Below are 19,519 nucleotides of genomic sequence, written 5' to 3'. Positions count from 1 at the left end.
AATTTTGCTTTATCTATAAATTATCTGCTTAAGTATAAGCGTCCTTGTTCTGGTTTATTTTCACCATCATTAAACCTAAATATGTAGAAATATACACCTACTGGTAAATCTCCTTTTGAAATGATTCTAGATTGGTTTGAAGTACCATCAAATCTTGGTGTGTTGGCATTACCTCTATACACAAGGTTTCCGTTTCGGTTATAAATTTCTATTTCAAAATTTGGATATAATAAGGCTAAATTATCTACTTCATACGTGTCATTTACACCATCTCCATTTGGTGAGAAACCATCTGGTAATTTAAGTTTTCCACAGGCGGTTATGTTTGGAGTAACAGCTAAACGTGTACTACTCTCACATCCTGTTGAAGCATCTATCAACGCCGCGTAATAAGTTGTATTAGTTAAGTTTGTACTACTAGAAATTGTTGATCCTCCTGTTTCAGAATCATACCAAACTACATTTTCTGCGTTTGAATCATACTCTGCAATGTTGTTTGTTAAGTCTAATATTACAGGATCATCATTAACACAATATTCTGCTGAAGCATCTAACAATGTTGGGGTTGCCGTATCATTAACAGTAACATTAATTTGAACTGCATTAGATGATTCACAACCCGAACTATTGGTTTGTGTTGCGTAATAATCTTCACCATCAACTAAACTTTCTGTTCCTGTTAACGGTAATGTTAAGGAAGCATCTTCATACCAATTAATAGTTCCTGATGAACTTATAGTGCTATCTAAATCAGAAACTGTAGGATTGTCAATCAAACAAAATTCAGGATTGTTATCTGTTATCGTTGGCGTTGGTGTATCACTAACAGTTACGGTAACAGTAGCTGTAGCATCTGGTGAACAGGGTGAAACTGCTGCAACGGTATAAGTGTATACAACAGCTGCATCTGCTGTTGGGTCAAAAACACCTGTACCACTTGCCATTGCTGGTGACCATGTTCCTCCGCTTTGTGCTCCAGAGCCTAATTGCTCAAATAAATCAATGGGTTCATCAATCACACATAAATCTACTGTGGCATCTGCCCCAGCATTTGGCGCCAAGGTTACAGCTACATCAATGCTACTTGAAACCGTTCCACATCCATTTGATAAAGTATACGTATATGTTCCTGGAGCATCTACTAAAGGATTAAAAACTCCTGTACCACTTGCCATTGCTGGAGACCATGTTCCTCCAGAATCTGGTGTTCCTCCTAATTGAGTAAACAAATCTATTGTTCCGTTATTACTACATAAACCTAACGGTGCTCCATCTGTACCGGCATCTAAAGGTTCCTCTATGGTTACGGTTATGGTTTCGCTATCATCAACACAAGGTGACGAAGCTGTTATGGTATAAGTAAAACTATAAGTTCCTGCTGAAACTCCTGTGGCATCAAATATGTTTCCTGTTAAGTTACCTACGCCATCATTATTACTCCAAACACCTCCATTATCTTGAGTACCATCTAGTCCTGTAAATAAATCTATATTATTATTTGTGTTACACGTAACTATTGAGGTGGTATTAGGATTTCCTGCATTTGGAGACTGATGAATTGTTACTAACACAGCAGTTCTTGTTGAAGATTCACATCCTGTTGTAGCATTGGTTTGGGTTGCATAATACGTTTTAGCATCTGCAAGCGCTGTTGTACTTGTTAATGGTGTTCCTCCAGTAGCAACATCGTACCACTGTACTGCATTACCTATTGCAACTAAATCTGCAACCGTAGCACTATCACAAAATTCTTGTGGTGTTGAAGCTACTGGTGCTGGTGTATCATTTATAACAATACTTACTGTAACGTTTACATCATCACAACTTCCAATGGCATCCACATCATAAGTAAAATTATAAGTTCCTTCTGCTAAACCATCAAGTGTTACTATATTTCCACTTAAAGCTCCAGAAGCATCATCATCATTCCAAATTCCTGATTGGTCTTCATCTGTTAATAAATCAAATAAGTCATACGTTTGACCAGTAGTTATATCTAATTTACAAAATTCAATTGGTGTATTTGGAGTACCTGATTCTGGAGCATCTTCAATTGTAACTGTTATTGTACTACTGTTAGTACAACTATTGGCGTCTGTTATGCTATAAGTGAAATTATAAGAACCAACTGCTAAAACTGTTAAATCTAAATCACTACCTGATAAAGCGCCAGTTGCATTATCATCAGACCATGTTCCGCCAGCATCTTCTCCTGATAATTGACCAAATAAATCTAAAGGTGAATTTGCTACCAAGTCGTTTTCGCAGAATGTTACCGAAGTTGGTATTCCGGTATTAGGTAAGGGGTTAATTAATATACTTACTGTTACGTTTACATCATCACAACTTCCAATGGTATCTACATCATAAGTAAAATTATAGGTGTTAGGTGCTAATCCTGATAAATCTACCGTGTTTCCTGTTAAGGCTCCAGTTGCATCATCATCAATCCAAGTTCCGGTTTGATCTTCACCTGTTAATAAATCGAATAAATTAAAACTTGCTGGTGCTAAACCTTCGCAAAATTCTGTAATAACTAATACAGGTTCACCTGATTCTGGAGCAGGCTCAATGGTAATAGTTATTTCTTCTGTATCAGAACATGTACCGTTATCAATGGTATAACTATAAGAATAAGGACTTCCTGATACTGTAAGAGTTGTAATATCCAGAGCATTTGAAATGGTGGTGTTAGAAGCATCTGTCCAAATCCCACTATCATGATCTTGAGAACCGTTTAAAGCATCGAACAAATTAAAAGGTGAATTTGCAACTAAATCATTTTCACAAAATGTTTGATTTACAGCTACTCCTGCATTAGGCTCTTCTAACACAATTACTTGAACGGTAGTAGATTCTTCAGGGCAAGGGTTAGGCGATACATTTTGAGTATATGTAAAATTATACGTTCCTGGAGTAAATCCGGTTAAATCTATTGGAGATGTAATTACAGGGTCTGAACTTGAGGTTCCTTGTGTCCATTGTCCTCCCGCATCTTCATTATCTAATAATGTAAGTAAATTAAACGCTGATGGTAAACTAGCCTCGCAAAACGAAGCTGGATTTAAAGTAGATGGTATCCCAGAAGATAAGGTTTCATTTACTGTAATAACAACATTTGAAGTATCATCTGGACAAACACCTGTACTAGGCACAGTATAAACAAATGTATGAGTTCCTGCTGCTAAAGATGATATATTTACAGTACCTTGATAACCATTTGATGTAGTTAATGGCCCAGACCAACTTCCTGTTGTTTCTGGTGTTCCTCCTAATTCATCATATAAATTAAAATCTAACGTGGGTAAATTATCAATACAATATTCTAAATTTCCAGAAGTACCAGCATCTACAGGTTTATCAATATTAACATTTACTGCTACAGGGTTACTAACACAAAATACATCATTTATTTGAACGTAATAGGTATTTCCATCAACTAATGGAGTTGATAATGTTAATGCTGGTGGAATAGGGTCTCCAAAAGCATCTACGCTATTATACCAGCTAATATTTGTAGCAGTAGTTCCTGGGTCTAAATCTCCAATGGTTGGGTTAGTATTAGAACAGAACTCTTGTGGGTTGGCTGGTGTTGGGTCTGCTGGTGCTATAAAAACACCTACTTGACCAATTTCTACTTGACTTCTACAACCTCCATTATCAGTGAAAACAATAAAATATTTTGTTGCTCCGCTAGGAATAGCATCTGTAACGTTAGCTAGAGTTGTTAAATCTAGGTCATAGTAAATTTCTACACCTCCTCCACTTGGAATATTGGTTTGCAAAACATCATTAATATAGGTTTGTATTGTAGCTCCTTCATTACTACAATAAATTTGATCAAGGTTTTGACCACTTTCTGATACTTGAAAACTTATAGTTATAGGCTGTCTGGCACCACAAGATCCTGAACTGTCATCAGCGTAATAAGTTCCTTCTGAAAGTAATTCATTATCAATATAAGGGTCATTACTTGTAAGTGAGTTATACCAAACAATACCATTACCATTATCTGTAGCATAATCTGCACTTAAATCTGCAAAAGTATATCCTGAAGCATTACATATTGGTGGAGGCGTTGAATTAGTAACTGTTGGACATTGCGCAGTAGCAGAAAAAAACGTCCAAAGCATTGCCATAACAAAGGTTACAAACAACGTTGAAACCTTAAAAATAGGTTTTGTTTTCATAGATTGGGTTAATTAATAGTTGTTAATAGCTATATATTAATTGAAAACAATTAATAGTCAGTTTTGATTTACAAAATTAATTTCCTGCAATTTAACTGATTTTTTTGTATTTCATCGATTTATTTGCAAAAATCTACCTTTTATCGAAAAAAAATGCTCTTAAACGACAAAACCCGTCTTTTAGACGGGTTTTGATATATGTAAAAAATTTTATTTACTAGTGCTGCAACTCTTCTTCTCCTTCTTTTAGAGGAATGTTTTGAGGAACAAAGTCTACATCATGTCCTGGTTTACTGTAATCGTAAGCCCAACGGTATACATGAGGAATTTCTCCTGGCCAGTTACCATGAATATGTTTAACAGGTGTTGTCCACTCTAAAGTAGTAGAACGCCATGGATTTTGAGATGCTTTCTTTCCGTAGAATATACTAACAAAGAAATTGTATAAGTATACTAATTGTACAGCACCACCAATTAAAGCAAAAATGGTAATAACTACATTAACATTTGCTAAATCATCAAACAATGGAAAATTACTGTTTGTATAATATCTACGTGGTAAACCTGCCATACCAATAAAATGCATAGGGAAGAAAACACCATAAGCACAAACAGCAGTTACCCAAAAATGGATGTATCCTAAGTTTTTATTCAACATTCTACCAAACATCTTAGGGTACCAATGATAAATACCTGCAAACATACCATATAGTGCAGAAATACCCATAACCAAATGGAAGTGAGCCACAACAAAATATGTATCATGTACATTGATATCTAAAGCACTATCTCCAAGTATAATTCCTGTTAAACCACCCGTTATAAATGTTGATACAAATCCAATTGAAAATAACATAGCAGGGTTCATTTGAAGATTCCCTTTCCAAAGGGTGGTAATCCAGTTGAAGGCTTTAACTGCAGATGGAATTGCAATTAATAATGTTGTAAAAGTAAACACAGATCCTAAGAATGGATTCATTCCCGAAACGAACATGTGGTGACCCCAAACAATTGTTGATAGAAATGCAATAGCTAAAATTGAAGCAATCATAGCACGATAACCAAAAATTGGTTTACGTGAGTTTGAAGCCATAATCTCTGAAACCAGACCCATTGCAGGTAAAATTACAATATATACCTCTGGATGACCTAAGAACCAAAATAAATGCTCAAATAATACAGGTGAACCACCTTGATAATGTAAAACTTCACCTTGTATAAATATATCTGATAAGAAGAATGACGTACCAAAACTTCTATCCATTATTAATAATAAGGCTGCAGATAATAATACAGGAAATGAAATAACACCAATTACAGCTGTGATAAAGAAAGCCCAAATTGTTAATGGCAATCTTGTCATAGACATTCCTTTAGTTCTTAAATTTAATACTGTTACAATATAATTAAGAGAACCTAATAATGATGAAGCAATAAAAATTGCCATAGCCACTAACCATAGGGTCATACCTGTTCCAGAACCTCCTTGTGCCATAGGTAAAGCACTTAATGGAGGGTATATTGTCCAGCCTGCTGCTGCAGGACCCGCCTGTACAAATAAAGAAATTACCATTATAACACTAGACAAAAAGAACAACCAGTATGATACCATGTTCAAAAAGCCAGAAGCCATATCTCTTGCCCCAATTTGTAATGGTATTAATAAGTTACTAAACGTACCACTTAAACCTGCTGTTAATACAAAGAATACCATAATGGTTCCATGTATGGTAACTAATGCCAAATAAATATCGGCATCCATTACACCATCTGGAGCCCATTTTCCTAAAAGTGCTTCAAATATCACATTAGGTTCTTCTGGCCAAGCAATTTGCATACGGAACATTAAAGACATCATTACACCAATAACTCCCATAATAGTACCAGTTATAAGGTACTGTTTGGCAATCATTTTATGGTCTTGACTAAATATATATTTAGTTACAAACGTTTCTTTATGATGATGTCCGTGGTCGTCGTGAGCGTGAGTATCTGCGTGTGCTGACATAATCTTATATCGTTTTTCTTTTTTAATTAGTTAATTAGAGAGTTTTTAAATTCCTTTTGCTCTTTAATCCAAGCATCATATTCTTCTTGTGTTTCAACAACAATTTTCATTTGCATATTGTAGTGAGACTTTCCGCAAATTTTGTTACAAAGTAATAAATAATCAAACTCATAACGCTCTAGAGCATCTTCACCTTTGGCTACTAAATCCTTACTTTTTTCAACTCTAATATTATTAATATTTTGTATTTTTTCTATCATATCAGGATTCTGTCTCATTTCCTCTGTAGTTACAGTTGGCGTAAAACCGAACTGAGTTATCATACCAGGAACACAGTTCATTTGTGCTCTAAAATGAGGCATGTAAGCAGAGTGCAATACATCTTGTGAACGCATTTTAAATAACACAGGTTTACCTACCGGTAAATGTAATTCTGTTGTAATAATATCATCTTGTGCATTGGGATCGGACTCATCTAAACCTAAAATATTAGCACGATCTATATCAATTAAACGAACGTTAGCCTTTCCTAAAGTATTATCTGCACCAGCATAACGTGCTTTCCAGTTAAACTGTTGAGCGTATAGTTCTACTACTAAAGGATCATCGCTTTCATCAACACCCATGATGTTAATCCACGTATTTAATCCGTAAATAATTAAACCTGCCAAAACAATTACTGGAATAATAGTCCAGATAGCCTCTAGTTTATTATTATCGGCAAAAAACAAGGCCTTTCTACCTTTTTCTCCTTTGTATTTAAACGCAAAATAGTGTAATAAAAATTGTGTTACTATTTGTACAAAAAAGATAATTACTAATGATATAATCATTAAGTTATCTATGGTTGGTCCATGTTCTGATGCTGCATTTGATAATAATGGTAAATCTCCCCATTTAACACAACAAACAATGGTTATAACATAAATAAATGCTAAAAAGCCCATCATTAAACGCCCATTTAAGGCATTATCTTTATCTGTGGCCACTCCAGGAGTATCATTTCCGCTTCTAGCTTGTGCTAAATCGAATATTTTAACCATTTGCCAAATGGCAATTAAAATAAATACTAAAACTATAATTGTTAATAAAGCAGTCATTGGTATTGTTCGTCTTTATTTAATTCTTTAATTAATAATGAAATTCTTCGCTCTCTTTTCTAAAAGGGTATCGTTTTACTAATAATGGCGCTTTGGTTAAGGCTGTAAATACCACAAAAATGAATAAACCAGCGAATAATAAAATTGAGCTTATCTCTGGAATCCCAATAAACCATCTGTCTCCAACAGTAGCAGGCATAATCATATTAAAAATGTCAATATAATGCCCAAATAAAATAACCAAACCGGTCATTACTACAAACCACGGAATACGTTTGTAATCTGCATTCATTAACATTAATATTGGGAAAACAAAGTTTAAAGCTACCATACCTAAGAATGGCAATTTATAATCGTTAAATCTTGAAATAAAATATGTTACCTCTTCTGGTATGTTTGAATACCAAATAAGCATAAATTGTGAGAACCAAAGGTAGGTCCAGAAAATACTAAATGCAAACATGTATTTAGCAACATCATGTAAGTGGTTTTCATTAACAAATTCTAAATAACCTCTAGATTTTAAATAAATAGAGATTAAAGCAATAACTGTAATACCACTTACAAACATACTAGCAAATACGTACCAACCAAATAAAGTTGAGAACCAGTGTGGGTCTACACTCATAATCCAATCCCAAGACATCATAGATTCTGTATAAATAAAGAATACTAAAAACCCTGCGGCAATACGGAATGACTTTTTGAAATTACTATTATCTTCAGCTGTATCTTGAGCAATTGAAAATTTACGTGCAAAATGACGGTATAAACTCCAACCAGCTATAAATATTAAACCACGAATTGCAAACCAAGGTAAGTTTAAAAATCCTGATTTCCCTTTTATTAGTTTATCATGCTCAACAACTTCTGGATCCATCCAGATAAATAAGTTGTAATGACCAATAGTTCCAGAAGCTACAGCTATAATTAAAACAATTAAAGCTCCAGGTAAAAGATATGCTGTAATGCCTTCCATTACTCTAAATAGTACAGGAGACCATCCTGCTTGTGAAGCAATTTGGATAGCATAGAAAGCTAACACTCCAAGAGCAATCATCATAAAGAAAAATGCTGCTACATATAATGCAGCCCATGGACGATTGGCTATTTGGTGTTGCACATGTTCAATGTGTTTTGTGTGCTCATCAACTACATGAGTTCCTTCTGCATGAGAATCTTCTTCATGGGCATCATGTGATGCTACCGCATGAGACGCATCTCCATGTTCACCTCCATGATGAGCTTCCGCTTCAAGTAAGTGTTCAACTTCTTCAAAAGATTTATGAGATGTCATAAAACCATATCCAACACCTAACAATCCTAAAATCATTAGAATGAATGAAAATGTCTTTAATTTATTTGAAAATGTATACATATCTATATAATATCTTATCTTCTTACTTTTCTAAATCTGCTTTTAACTTTAAAACGTATGCCACTACTTGCCAACGTTCTTCTTCTTTTAACTGGTTAGCATAAGAGCCCATACTATTTTTACCATAATAAATGGTATGATAAATACTTCCTTCATTGATGGCTCTTCCTGCATCGTCATATCTTGGAATACCAAGAATTTTTTCACGTTTTACTAAATTACCTTGACCATCTCCCTTATTACCATGGCAAATACCACAATAAATATCGTATAACTCTTTACCTCTATTTAAATCTACTTGTGTAGAATCTAAAGGGCTTTTTAAAGTAGCTTTAGCTAAATTATAACCTTCAATAGAGTTTTCTATATCAAAAGGAATGTGTCCTCTAGCTACAGTTCCATCAGCAGGTAATTGTGCTTCAACTCCATTAGGGAAGGCAGCTTCACTATAAGTTTCATATCCAACAGATTCATACATGTTTGGCATGAATTGATAGTTTGGAGCTGTATCTTTTTTACATGATACCACTATAAAAACGATTGCTATTGCTAATATCTTAATTACGCTTTTCATCATATTACTATATTAATGCGCTTCTTTATCTACTAAATTAATTTCTACAGCACCAGTTTCTTTAAGCAAGCTTTCTAACTCACTTTCATTTCCGTGAACAGCAATTTCCATTAAAAAATGATCATCAGTAGTTCTTGGATCTGGATTCTCAGCTTTTTTAAACGGCCACATTTTACTACGTAAATAAAATGTAATTACCATTAAGTGAGCTGCAAAAAACACTGTTAATTCAAACATAATTGGCACAAACGCTGGCATGTTTTCTAAATAGCTAAAACTTGGTTTTCCTCCTATGTTTTGTGGCCAGTCTTCAATCATGATAAAATTCATCATGGTAATGGCAACCGATAAACCAACTAAACCATACATAAATGCGGTAATTGCAATACGTGTTGGCGCTAATCCCATAGCTTTATCTAGTCCATGAACTGGGAATGGTGTATATATTTCTTCTATATGATGTTTTTCTGCTTTTACTTTTTTAACAGCAGACATTAATACATCATCATCAGTATAAATAGCGTGAATTACTTTTGAAGCTTCCATATGCTACTTTTAGTTTATTAAATTTTTAGCTTGACCAGACCAATCATCACGTTCTGCTCTTCCTGGAAAAGAACCTGTAATACTGTCTAACAAGTCGTATTCTTTTTTGGTCATTTTACTAACTTGAAGGAATGTATAAATACCAATGCTATTTAATACTTCTTCCATTTTAGGTCCAACACCACTTATTTTCTTTAAATCGTCAGGCGTTTGTGTAGCAGCATCAAATGTACCAATACTGTTTAATAAGGAATTGGTCATTTCAGATTTATCACTTTCAGATAGCTCTACACTTGTAGTTTCTGTTGAAGTTGGTATAGCTCCAGAGGTTCTTTCATCTACACCTGTACCAACTAAACTTTTACCTGCTTCTCTTAATTTCTTATATTTTTCTCCAGAAGATTTTAAAATAGTTTTAACCTCTGCCTGAGCAATAACTGGGAATGTTCTTGAGTATAATAAGAATAACACAAAGAAGAATCCAATAGTTCCTATAAATATACCAATGTCTACAAATGTTGGTGAGAACATTGTCCAAGAAGACGGTAAATAATCTCTATGTAATGAAGTTACTATAATTACAAAACGCTCAAACCACATTCCTATATTTACAACTATAGAGATAAAGAATGAGAACATGATACTTGTTCTTAATTTCTTAAACCACATAAATTGTGGAGAAAACACGTTACAAGTCATCATAGCCCAATAAGCCCACCAGTAAGGTCCTGTTGCTCTATTTAAGAATGCATATTGCTCATATTCTACACCAGAGTACCATGCAATAAACAACTCTGTAATATATGCTACACCAACTATAGAACCAGTAATCATAATGACTATGTTCATTAACTCAATGTGCTGTAACGTAATATAATCTTCTAGGTTACACACTTTTCTCATAATAATAAGAAGTGTGTTTACCATAGCAAATCCTGAGAATACCGCACCTGCAACAAAGTATGGTGGGAATATAGTTGTATGCCAACCAGGAATTACCGATGTTGCAAAGTCAAATGATACAATGGTGTGTACAGAAAGTACTAATGGCGTTGCTAAACCAGCAAGTACTAATGATACTTCTTCAAAACGTTGCCAATCTTTAGCTCTACCAGACCAACCAAAACTTAATAAAGCGTATATTTTCTTTTGAAATGGTTTGATTGCTCTATCTCTAAGCATTGCAAAATCTGGTAATAAACCTGTCCACCAGAAAACTAATGATACCGATAGATAGGTTGAAATGGCGAATACATCCCAAAGTAATGGTGAGTTAAAATTTACCCAAAGTGATCCGAATTGATTTGGTATTGGTAATACCCAGTAACCTAACCATGGACGACCCATGTGAATAATAGGGAATAAACCTGCCTGCACTACCGAGAAAATGGTCATTGCCTCTGCAGAACGGTTAATTGCCATTCTCCATTTTTGACGGAAAAGTAACAGTACTGCAGAAATTAGTGTTCCTGCGTGACCAATACCTACCCACCAAACAAAGTTGGTGATATCCCAAGCCCAACCTACGGTTTTATTTAAACCCCAAGTTCCAATACCTGTAGATATCGTATAAATAATACATCCAATTCCCCAAAGAAAAGCAGTCAATGAGATTCCAAAAACAATCCACCATTGTTTATTTGCTTTTCCTTCTACAGGTTTTGCCACATCCACAGTAACGTCGTGGTATGATTTATTTCCTGTAACTAAAGGTCTTCTAATAGGTGCTTCGTAATGAGACGCCATAATTATATAATTGATTCTTTAATTAGATTTATGCTTCTGTTGTATTTCTCACTTTTGTTTGATATATCACGTTTGGTTTTGTGCCTACGTGTTCTAACAAGTGATACATACGGTTATCTTCTTTAAGTTTTGCAACTTTACTTTCTTTATCATTGATGTCTCCAAAAGTCATGGCACCACTACTACATGCAGCAGAACAAGCTGTTTGAAGTTCACCATCTTTTATTTGACGTCCATCACGTTTAGCATCTAAAATCGTTTTTTGTGTCATTTGAATACACATAGAACATTTTTCCATAACACCACGAGAACGTACAACTACATCAGGATTTAATACCATGCGTCCTAAATCATCATTCATATGATAATCAAACTCATCATTTCCATTATATAAGAACCAATTGAAACGACGTACTTTATAAGGACAGTTATTTGCACAATATCTTGTACCAACACAACGGTTATAAGCCATATGGTTTTGACCTTGACGACCATGTGAAGTTGCCGCTACCGGACAAACCGTCTCACAAGGCGCGTGGTTACAGTGCTGACACATTACTGGTTGGAAAGCAACCTGAGGGTTATCAGCTGGAGACTCCATTTCTCCAAACTCACTTAAAGAGCTACCTAAACCTGAAATTTTATCTTTTTTATCGTTATCTCCATCGAAAGATTCTTCAGAAGAATAATATCTATCAATACGTAACCAGTGCATATCACGAGATTTACGTACTTCTTCTTTACCAACAACTGGCACATTGTTTTCGGCATGACATGCAATAACACAAGCACCACAACCTGTACAAGCATTTAAATCAATAGATAGGTTGAAATGATGCCCAATTGAACGATCAAACTCATCCCACAAATCAACTTCTGGAGATGTTACTGGAGTTTCTTCATGATTTAAAGACACCACAGGAACAGCATTCCAATACTTTTTATCTTTGGTATTAAAAATTTCTAATGTTGTTTCTTTAAGAATATCTCCACGTCCCATTAAGGTATTGTGCAACTGTACACAAGCAAATTCATGCTCACCAGAAGCAACCTCAACTGTTACGTTTTGAACATTATTGAAATTCTCATATAATGCGTAGGCGTTAACACCTGTTTGCATTTCTTCTTTCAATCCTGCTGTTCTACCATAACCAAATGATAAACCAACAGAACCTTTAGCTTGACCAGGCTGAATAATTACAGGAACAGTAATAGTTGTATTATTAACAGTTACTTTAGCATAACTACCGTTTAAGGCACCGTTAGCAACGTGTTTGTTCATTAAGCCCAAAGTATCTGCATCAGCTTTTGAAACGGTTAAATAGTTATCCCAAGAGGTTCTTGTAATTGGATCTGGAAACTCTTGCAACCATGGGTTGTTGGCTTGTTGCCCATCACCCATACCTGTTTTAGTATATAATGTTAACTCTAAACCTTTTGAAGTTTTTACTGATGACACTAAAGCATTAGCCGCATTACTTGCTGGTGTATCTATATCTTCAGAAGCCTCTGTTGTATCTTGAGTTTCTGTTGCAATGGCTCCAACATATACACCATCATGTAAAGCCTTATTGAATGAACCACCATTTAAAATACCTGTTCCCCAAGTTTCTTTTATGTAATCTGAGTAAGAAGTATTGTTGTCAGTCCATTTTAATAATGCTTCCTGAAATTGTCTAGTATTAAACAAAGGACGAATAGCTGGCTGTGTTAAGGCGTAGTGTCCTTTTTTAATTTCAACATCACCCCAAGATTCTAAATAGTGAGGTGCTGCTGCTATATATGTTGATAAAGATGATGTTTCATCTGCTTTCATTGAGAAAGCTACAGAGAATGTTTTCTTTAATCCTTCTGTAAAATCAGATGAATTTGGTAGTGTGTAAACCGGGTTTACACCACTCATAATTAACACACCTACTTTACCTGCTTTCATATCGGCAACTAAAGCAGCTACATCCTTATCTTTACCTTGTCTTGTTTTAATTGGTGTTTTAGGGTTAAACGCTTTACTTGCTAAAGCTTCATTAATTTCAAGAACAACGGTTTGTGCGTTAACATCTTGAATTCCTGTAACAACAACACCATTGCTACCAGCTTTTTTAAGTTGACTAGCTGCTTTTTGAACAGCATCTTCAATATTAGCAGGTAAATTTACTGAAATCCCACTCCCTACAACTAAGCTATGCAATTTAGCTAAAGCTAACTTTTGTTGACTAGGAGTTAATGGCACACGCTTATCTGCATTCGCACCAGATAAAGACATATTAGACTCAAACTGAATATGACGTGACATTTTACCATGATTAGGCACTCTGTTTTTAGCATATCCTGAATCAAATCCGCCTCCTTGCCAATCTCCTAAGAAGTCTGCTCCAACAGACACAATAGTCATGGCTTTAGAAAAATCGTAGTCTGCTAAACCGCGTTCTCCATATTTTGCTTGGTAAGCGTCTAACGCAGCAGATTCTGAAACAGCATCATACACTACATGACGAACGTTACCGTATTTTTCTTTAAATTCTGAAATTAACTTACTAGTTGAAGGACTTGCAAAGGTTTGTGTTAACAACACAATGTCTTTACCTGCATCAACTGCTTTTGTTAATTCTGCAGTAACTTCTACATCTAAATCTTCCCAAGAAACAGAGCTATCTCCTTTTTTGGGACTTTGAATTCTTAAACTGTCATACAAGCCTAAAACCGAAGCATTTACTCTAGCATTAGCACTACCGTGTGTAGTTGCTAAAGCATTATTTTCGATTTTAATTGGACGACCTTCACGAGTTTTTACTAAAACACTTGCGAAATCAAATCCGTTTGCAATTGTAGTTGCATAATAGTTTGCAACACCAGGGATAATTTCCTCTGGTTGAACAACATAAGGAATTGATTTTTTAACAGGTCCTTCACAGGCTGCTAATGAAACGGCAGCTGTACTAAACCCAACATACTTTAAGAAATCGCGACGAGTAGTAGAACTTCCTTCTAAAGTTTCTTTATCTCCTAAAAATTCATCTACAGGAATCTCTTGAGTGAACTCGTTTTGTTTTAGCGTCTCAACAATAGAGCTATTTTCGTTTAGCTCTTCAACACTTTTCCAGTATTTCTTGTTTGATGACATATTATATAATTGAATTACTTCTTACTAGATTAATAATGACACTTACCACATTCCAGTCCACCCATTTCGGCAACTGTTAATTTTTCTACACCGTACTTCTTAGACAACTCCTCATGAATTTTTTCATAATATGCGTTATCTTCAACTTTAACATTGGTAGTTCTATGACACTCAACACACCACCCCATAGTTAATGGCGCATGTTGATATAATACTTCCATTTCTTCTACTGGCCCGTGACAAGTTTGACACTCTTGACCACCAACAGACACGTGTTGTGAGTGGTTAAAATACACAAAGTCTGGTAGGTTATGTATTCTTACCCATTTTACTGGTTTTGACTCACCAGTATATTTTTGTTCAGAAACATCCCATCCTACAGCATCATAAAGCTTTTGAATTTCACCATCGTAAAATTCTTTTGAATGTTCTGCAGTAACCTCTCCGTTGTAATCTGAAATAGTCTTATGACAGTTCATACAAACATTTAAGGAAGGAATACCTGATGTTTTACTTACTCTTGCCGAAGAGTGACAATACTTACAGTCTATACCATTATCTCCTGCATGTATTTTATGCGAGAAATGAATAGGCTGTACAGGTTGATATCCTTGATCTACTCCTATTTGCATTAAATAACCATAAACAAAGTAAGCACTAGCTAACAAAAAGAATATAGCCACAACTAGCATTAAGAATTGATTTTGAACAAAAGCTTTCCAAAGAGGTTTTCTTCCTGTTGCTTCAGGCAAATCAATATTTTGAACTTCAGCAAATCTGCGTAGTGTTTTGTTTACCAAATACAAACCAGCCGCTAACAAAATAAATAATATAGCTAAAGCACCTAAAATTAACTCATTTGATATTCCTCCTGAATTAGTCGATGTGCTTTCTGATGTCGCTACATTTGCAGAAGTTGCTGCTGGCTCTTGTTTTTCTTGAGCTGTATATGCAAGAATATTATTAATATCTTCATCAGACAACTGAGGGAACGGAGTCATAGCCGCACCTCCAAATTCATTAAACACCTCATTAGCATAGGCATCTCCAGACTTAATTACCGCTGAACTGTTACGAATCCATGCATATATCCAATCTCTATCTAAGCCCTGTTCGTCTGATAAACGTTGTTCTACATGACGTAATGCAGGCCCTGTCATTTTCTTATCTAAGTGATGACAAGCTGCACAATTGGTATTAAACAATGATTTTCCTTTTGCTGGATCTCCGTCCTGTGCGGAAAGCGAGGTTGTAAACGCTAATAAAATTACTAAGCTAAAACGGAGAATGTTTTCGCCTAATCTACGGTGAATCACCTGTTTCATATTATTGGTTAAATTAACTTCTAATCTTTGGTATGATTTTTTCATGTAAAACATGACAAATGTCATACTTTTAAAATCTCTGGCAAAAGTAATATTAAAAGTCGATTTTAGAAATGTTACAGAAGTGTTAATTGGTAATTTAGAGGGATTCTAAATAATTAAATCAACTATTTTTTAGTTTATATCGTATACATTTGTAGAAATAATTAAAAATGATGAATTTGAATTTAAAGTTTAAAACATTGATTGTGATTTGTTTGTTTGGTACTACATTAAATAGTTTCTCTCAACAAGGGCAAGTTTTTATTAATCAAGATGACAATATTACAAAGTTGTTAGAGGTAAAAAAACAACTAAATAAAAGCGAAAACAGTTCTGATAGATATAAAATTCAAATTTATAATGGCAACAGAACGGGAGCTAAGGCAGCTCAAAAAGAATTTCATGAATCTTTTGCAGATTGGAGTTCTAGAATAGAATATGAATCTCCAAACTTTAAAATTTGGGCTGGTAATTTTAGAACTCGATTAGAAGCCGATAGGGCTTTAAAAAGAATTAAACGAAAATTCCCTAGCGCTTTTATTTTTAAACCGAAAAAAGAAAATAACTAAGCTTTACATCTTAATAAACAAAACGGAACTTGCTTGAAATGAATAAATAAAAAAGCGAACCAAAATTGGTTCGCTTTTTTATTTATTGTTATTACTGAACTTATTTCAGTATTTTTTATTAATCTAAGATTTATAAAAGTTGAAGTAGCTTTATTACTTCAATTTTTTCTTAACAGCTACCTCTTGGAAGGCTTCAATAATATCACCTTCTTTAATATCGTTGTAATTCTTCACCTGCATACCACAATCGTAGCCTTTTGAAACTTCTTTTACATCATCTTTAAATCTTTTAAGTGACGCTAGTTCTCCTGTAAAAATTACAACACCTTCTCTAATTAGGCGCACTCCAGAATTTCTAAAAATCTTACCATTAGTTACCATACAACCGGCAATGGTTCCTATTTTAGAAATTTTAAATGTTTCTCTAATTTCTGCTGTACCGGTAATTTCTTCCTTGAATTCAGGTGACAACATACCTTCCATAGCATCTTTCAAATCATTGATAGCATCATAAATAATAGAATATGTTCTGATATCAATTTCTTCTTTATCTGCTATAGCCCGTGCATTACCCATTGGTCTTACATTAAAACCTATAATAATGGCATCTGATGCAGATGCTAATAACACATCACTTTCTGTAATGGCACCAACACCTTTGTGTAAAATGTTAACTTGAATTTCTTCCGTTGATAATTTCTGGAATGAATCTGTTAAAGCTTCTACAGAACCATCAACATCTCCTTTAAGAATGATGTTAAGTTCTTTAAAGTCTCCTAATGCAATACGTCTTCCAATTTCATCTAATGTAATATGACGTTGCGTTCTAACTGATTGTTCTCTTTGTAACTGTGAACGCTTAGTTGCAATAGATTTTGCTTCACGTTCATCTTCAAACACATTAAATTTATCACCCGCTTGGGGTGCACCATCTAAACCTAAAATAGATACTGGTGTTGAAGGGCCTGCTTCTTTAACATTATTACCTCTTTCATCATGCATAGCTTTTACTTTACCACTATGCTGACCGGCCAACACATAGTCTCCAACTCTTAAAGTACCCGCTTGTACTAATATTGTTGAAACATATCCACGACCTTTATCTAGAAATGCTTCTACCACTGTACCTAAAGCTGGTTTATTTGGATTAGCTTTTAACTCAAGTAATTCTGCTTCTAGTAATACTTTTTCTAGCAATTCATTTACTCCTGTACCTACTTTTGCAGAAATATCATGAGACTGTATTTTACCTCCCCAATCTTCAACCAATAAATTCATATTGGCTAATCCTTCTTTAATTTTATCTGGATTAGCGTTTGGTAAATCTATTTTATTAATTGCAAATACAATAGGCACACCTGCTGCTTGTGCATGAGAAATAGCCTCTTTAGTTTGCGGCATAATATCGTCATCTGCTGCTGCCACAATAATTGCAATATCTGTAACTTGAGCTCCACGTGCACGCATTGCTGTAAAGGCCTCGTGACCAGGGGTATCTAAGAATGCAATTCTTTGTCCGTTCTCCAATTTTACACCATAAGCACCAATATGCTGTGTTATACCACCAGACTCTCCTGCAATTACATTTTCTTTTCTAATATAATCTAGAAGCGATGTTTTACCATGGTCTACATGCCCCATAACGGTAACAATAGGTGCTCTTGGTTCTAAATCTTCAGGTTTATCTTCAACCTCTTCAATAGCTTCTTCTATATCTGCTGTTACAAATTCTACTTGGTAACCAAATTCTTCTGCAACAATAGATAGGGTTTCAGCATCTAAACGCTGATTCATAGTTACCATCATACCCAGCGACATACACGCCGAAATAATTTGAGTAACACTAACGTCCATCATAGTTGCAACTTCACTTGCTGTAACAAATTCTGTTACTTTAAGTATTTTGCTTTCTGCTGCTTCGGCTTGTAGTTCTTTTTCGGTTTGGTCTCTGTGCTGTTCTCTTTTTTCTCTACGGTATTTAGCACCTTTACCTTTTGAAGATTTTCCTTGAAGTTTTTCAAGTGTTTCACGCACTTGTTTTTTTACATCTTCTTCACTTGGTTCTTCTTTAACAATGTTGCGTCTTCCGCCACTTTGCTTACCTTTAAAACGGTCATTTCTGTTATTTCCACCTCTGTTGTTGCCTCCAGTTTGTGGACCACCAACTTTACTAATTCTTCGACGCTTTTTCTTTGAAGCATCTCCAGCCTTAGCATCTGGTTTTTTATCCTCTTTCTTTTTCTTTGGTTTATTAAATTGCGATAAATCTATTTTATCACCAGCAATTTTAGGGCCAGAAAGTTTTTGGTATTTGGTTTTAACCTTACCACCTGAAATAGTTTCTTCTGCAGGTTTTGCTTCTTGTTTAGGGGCCTCTACTTTCTTTGGCTCAACTTTTTTAGGTTCTTCTTTTTTTGGTGCTGGTTTCTTTTCTTCAACCACTGGTTTTGGAGCAGACTCCACAACTTTTGGTTCTTCTTCTTTAACCGGCTCTTTTTTGACAGGTTCTTTTTCTTTTTTAACAGGTTCTTCTTTTTTAATCTTAGCCTTTTTAGGCGAAAGATCTATTTTTCCAACAGTTTTTGGACCTGAAAGCGTTGTAGAAGCCTTAACAATTTCTTCTTTTTTGACTTCTATTTTTTGCTTTGCTTCAAGTTCTCGCTCTCGCTGCTCGCGCAACAAGTCTTTTTCTTTTTGCTTTGCTTCACTAACTTCTTTGGACGCAACTTTTTTATTAGCGTCTGTTTCAAACTCATCTGAAAGAACCTTGTAAACCTCTACAGATATTTTTGTTGTTGGACGCTTCTCTATTTCTATGCCTTTAGAATCTAAAAATTCTACAGCACGATCTAAAGAAATGTTAAGTTCGCGTAATACTTTATTTAATCTTATTGTTTCAGCCATAAACTGCCTTTAAAAT

At 34.8% G+C, this 19,519-nt stretch carries 11 protein-coding genes; 1 reads left to right on the top strand and 10 read right to left on the bottom strand.

The annotated features are described in order from the left end of the window. Positions 1–20: 20 nt before the first annotated feature. From J1D01_RS02080 to J1D01_RS02040, 9 genes are all read right to left on the bottom strand, one after another. Positions 21–4,190 carry a gliding motility-associated C-terminal domain-containing protein gene (locus J1D01_RS02080; protein ID WP_421149656.1) on the bottom strand — a complete coding sequence of 1,390 codons (4,170 nt, stop codon included), beginning with the start codon at positions 4,188–4,190 and terminating at the stop codon, positions 21–23. A gap of 217 nt (positions 4,191–4,407) precedes the next feature. Next, positions 4,408–6,198 carry a cytochrome c oxidase subunit I gene (locus J1D01_RS02075; protein ID WP_372936184.1) on the bottom strand — a complete coding sequence of 597 codons (1,791 nt, stop codon included), beginning with the start codon at positions 6,196–6,198 and terminating at the stop codon, positions 4,408–4,410. 26 nt (positions 6,199–6,224) lie between these two features. Next, the gene (locus tag J1D01_RS02070; protein ID WP_421149655.1) at positions 6,225–7,298 is read right to left on the bottom strand and encodes a cytochrome c oxidase subunit II; all 1,074 of its coding nucleotides are present in this window, start codon (positions 7,296–7,298) and stop codon (positions 6,225–6,227) included. Positions 7,299–7,329: 31 nt separating this feature from the next. Continuing rightward, a complete protein-coding gene (locus J1D01_RS02065) occupies positions 7,330–8,676 on the bottom strand; it encodes a quinol:cytochrome C oxidoreductase (RefSeq protein WP_421149654.1) in 1,347 nt (448 codons plus the stop codon). Between the two features lie 22 nt (positions 8,677–8,698). Then, positions 8,699–9,250, bottom strand: a complete 552-nt coding sequence (locus J1D01_RS02060; RefSeq protein WP_421149799.1) for a c-type cytochrome — start codon at positions 9,248–9,250, stop codon at positions 8,699–8,701. A gap of 12 nt (positions 9,251–9,262) precedes the next feature. After that, positions 9,263–9,796, bottom strand: a complete 534-nt coding sequence (locus J1D01_RS02055; protein WP_421149653.1) for a DUF3341 domain-containing protein — start codon at positions 9,794–9,796, stop codon at positions 9,263–9,265. A 9-nt stretch (positions 9,797–9,805) separates the two neighbouring features. Further along, positions 9,806–11,542: an NrfD/PsrC family molybdoenzyme membrane anchor subunit gene (gene nrfD, locus J1D01_RS02050; RefSeq protein ID WP_421149652.1), complete on the bottom strand. Its 1,737-nt coding sequence runs from the start codon at positions 11,540–11,542 to the stop codon at positions 9,806–9,808. Between the two features lie 28 nt (positions 11,543–11,570). Beyond that, entirely contained in the window at positions 11,571–14,663 is a 3,093-nt protein-coding gene (locus J1D01_RS02045; RefSeq protein ID WP_421149651.1) for a TAT-variant-translocated molybdopterin oxidoreductase, read from the bottom strand. 29 nt (positions 14,664–14,692) lie between these two features. Next, positions 14,693–15,988: a cytochrome c3 family protein gene (locus J1D01_RS02040; protein WP_421149798.1), complete on the bottom strand. Its 1,296-nt coding sequence runs from the start codon at positions 15,986–15,988 to the stop codon at positions 14,693–14,695. Between the two features lie 212 nt (positions 15,989–16,200). Here J1D01_RS02040 and J1D01_RS02035 point away from each other — a divergent pair, with 212 nt between their 5' ends. Further along, on the top strand, positions 16,201–16,599 hold the full coding sequence (locus J1D01_RS02035; protein ID WP_421149650.1) for an SPOR domain-containing protein: 399 nt from the start codon (positions 16,201–16,203) through the stop codon (positions 16,597–16,599). Between the two features lie 153 nt (positions 16,600–16,752). On the opposite strand, the gene infB is transcribed toward J1D01_RS02035, so the two are convergent. Continuing rightward, a complete protein-coding gene (gene infB / locus J1D01_RS02030; protein ID WP_421149649.1) occupies positions 16,753–19,503 on the bottom strand; it encodes a translation initiation factor IF-2 in 2,751 nt (916 codons plus the stop codon). Positions 19,504–19,519 lie beyond the last annotated feature (16 nt).

Origin of the sequence: Seonamhaeicola sp. NFXS20, from assembly GCF_049132085.1 — a bacterium.
GTDB lineage: Bacteria > Bacteroidota > Bacteroidia > Flavobacteriales > Flavobacteriaceae > Seonamhaeicola.
The sequence above is the reverse complement of the archived record's forward strand: the minus strand, read 5'-3'. Positions and strand labels throughout refer to the sequence as shown.

Excerpts from the sequence above, each read along its gene's own strand:
- J1D01_RS02040 (WP_421149798.1), bottom strand. The coding sequence starts at position 15,988 with ATGAAACAGGTGATTCACCGTAGATTAGGCGAAAACATTCTCCGTTTT.
- J1D01_RS02080 (WP_421149656.1), bottom strand. The coding sequence starts at position 4,190 with ATGAAAACAAAACCTATTTTTAAGGTTTCAACGTTGTTTGTAACCTTT.
- J1D01_RS02055 (WP_421149653.1), bottom strand. The coding sequence starts at position 9,796 with ATGGAAGCTTCAAAAGTAATTCACGCTATTTATACTGATGATGATGTA.
- J1D01_RS02075 (WP_372936184.1), bottom strand. The coding sequence starts at position 6,198 with ATGTCAGCACACGCAGATACTCACGCTCACGACGACCACGGACATCAT.
- J1D01_RS02060 (WP_421149799.1), bottom strand. The coding sequence starts at position 9,250 with ATGAAAAGCGTAATTAAGATATTAGCAATAGCAATCGTTTTTATAGTG.
- J1D01_RS02035 (WP_421149650.1), top strand. The coding sequence starts at position 16,201 with ATGATGAATTTGAATTTAAAGTTTAAAACATTGATTGTGATTTGTTTG.
- J1D01_RS02065 (WP_421149654.1), bottom strand. The coding sequence starts at position 8,676 with ATGTATACATTTTCAAATAAATTAAAGACATTTTCATTCATTCTAATG.
- nrfD (WP_421149652.1), bottom strand. The coding sequence starts at position 11,542 with ATGGCGTCTCATTACGAAGCACCTATTAGAAGACCTTTAGTTACAGGA.
- J1D01_RS02070 (WP_421149655.1), bottom strand. The coding sequence starts at position 7,298 with ATGACTGCTTTATTAACAATTATAGTTTTAGTATTTATTTTAATTGCC.
- J1D01_RS02045 (WP_421149651.1), bottom strand. The coding sequence starts at position 14,663 with ATGTCATCAAACAAGAAATACTGGAAAAGTGTTGAAGAGCTAAACGAA.
- infB (WP_421149649.1), bottom strand. The coding sequence starts at position 19,503 with ATGGCTGAAACAATAAGATTAAATAAAGTATTACGCGAACTTAACATT.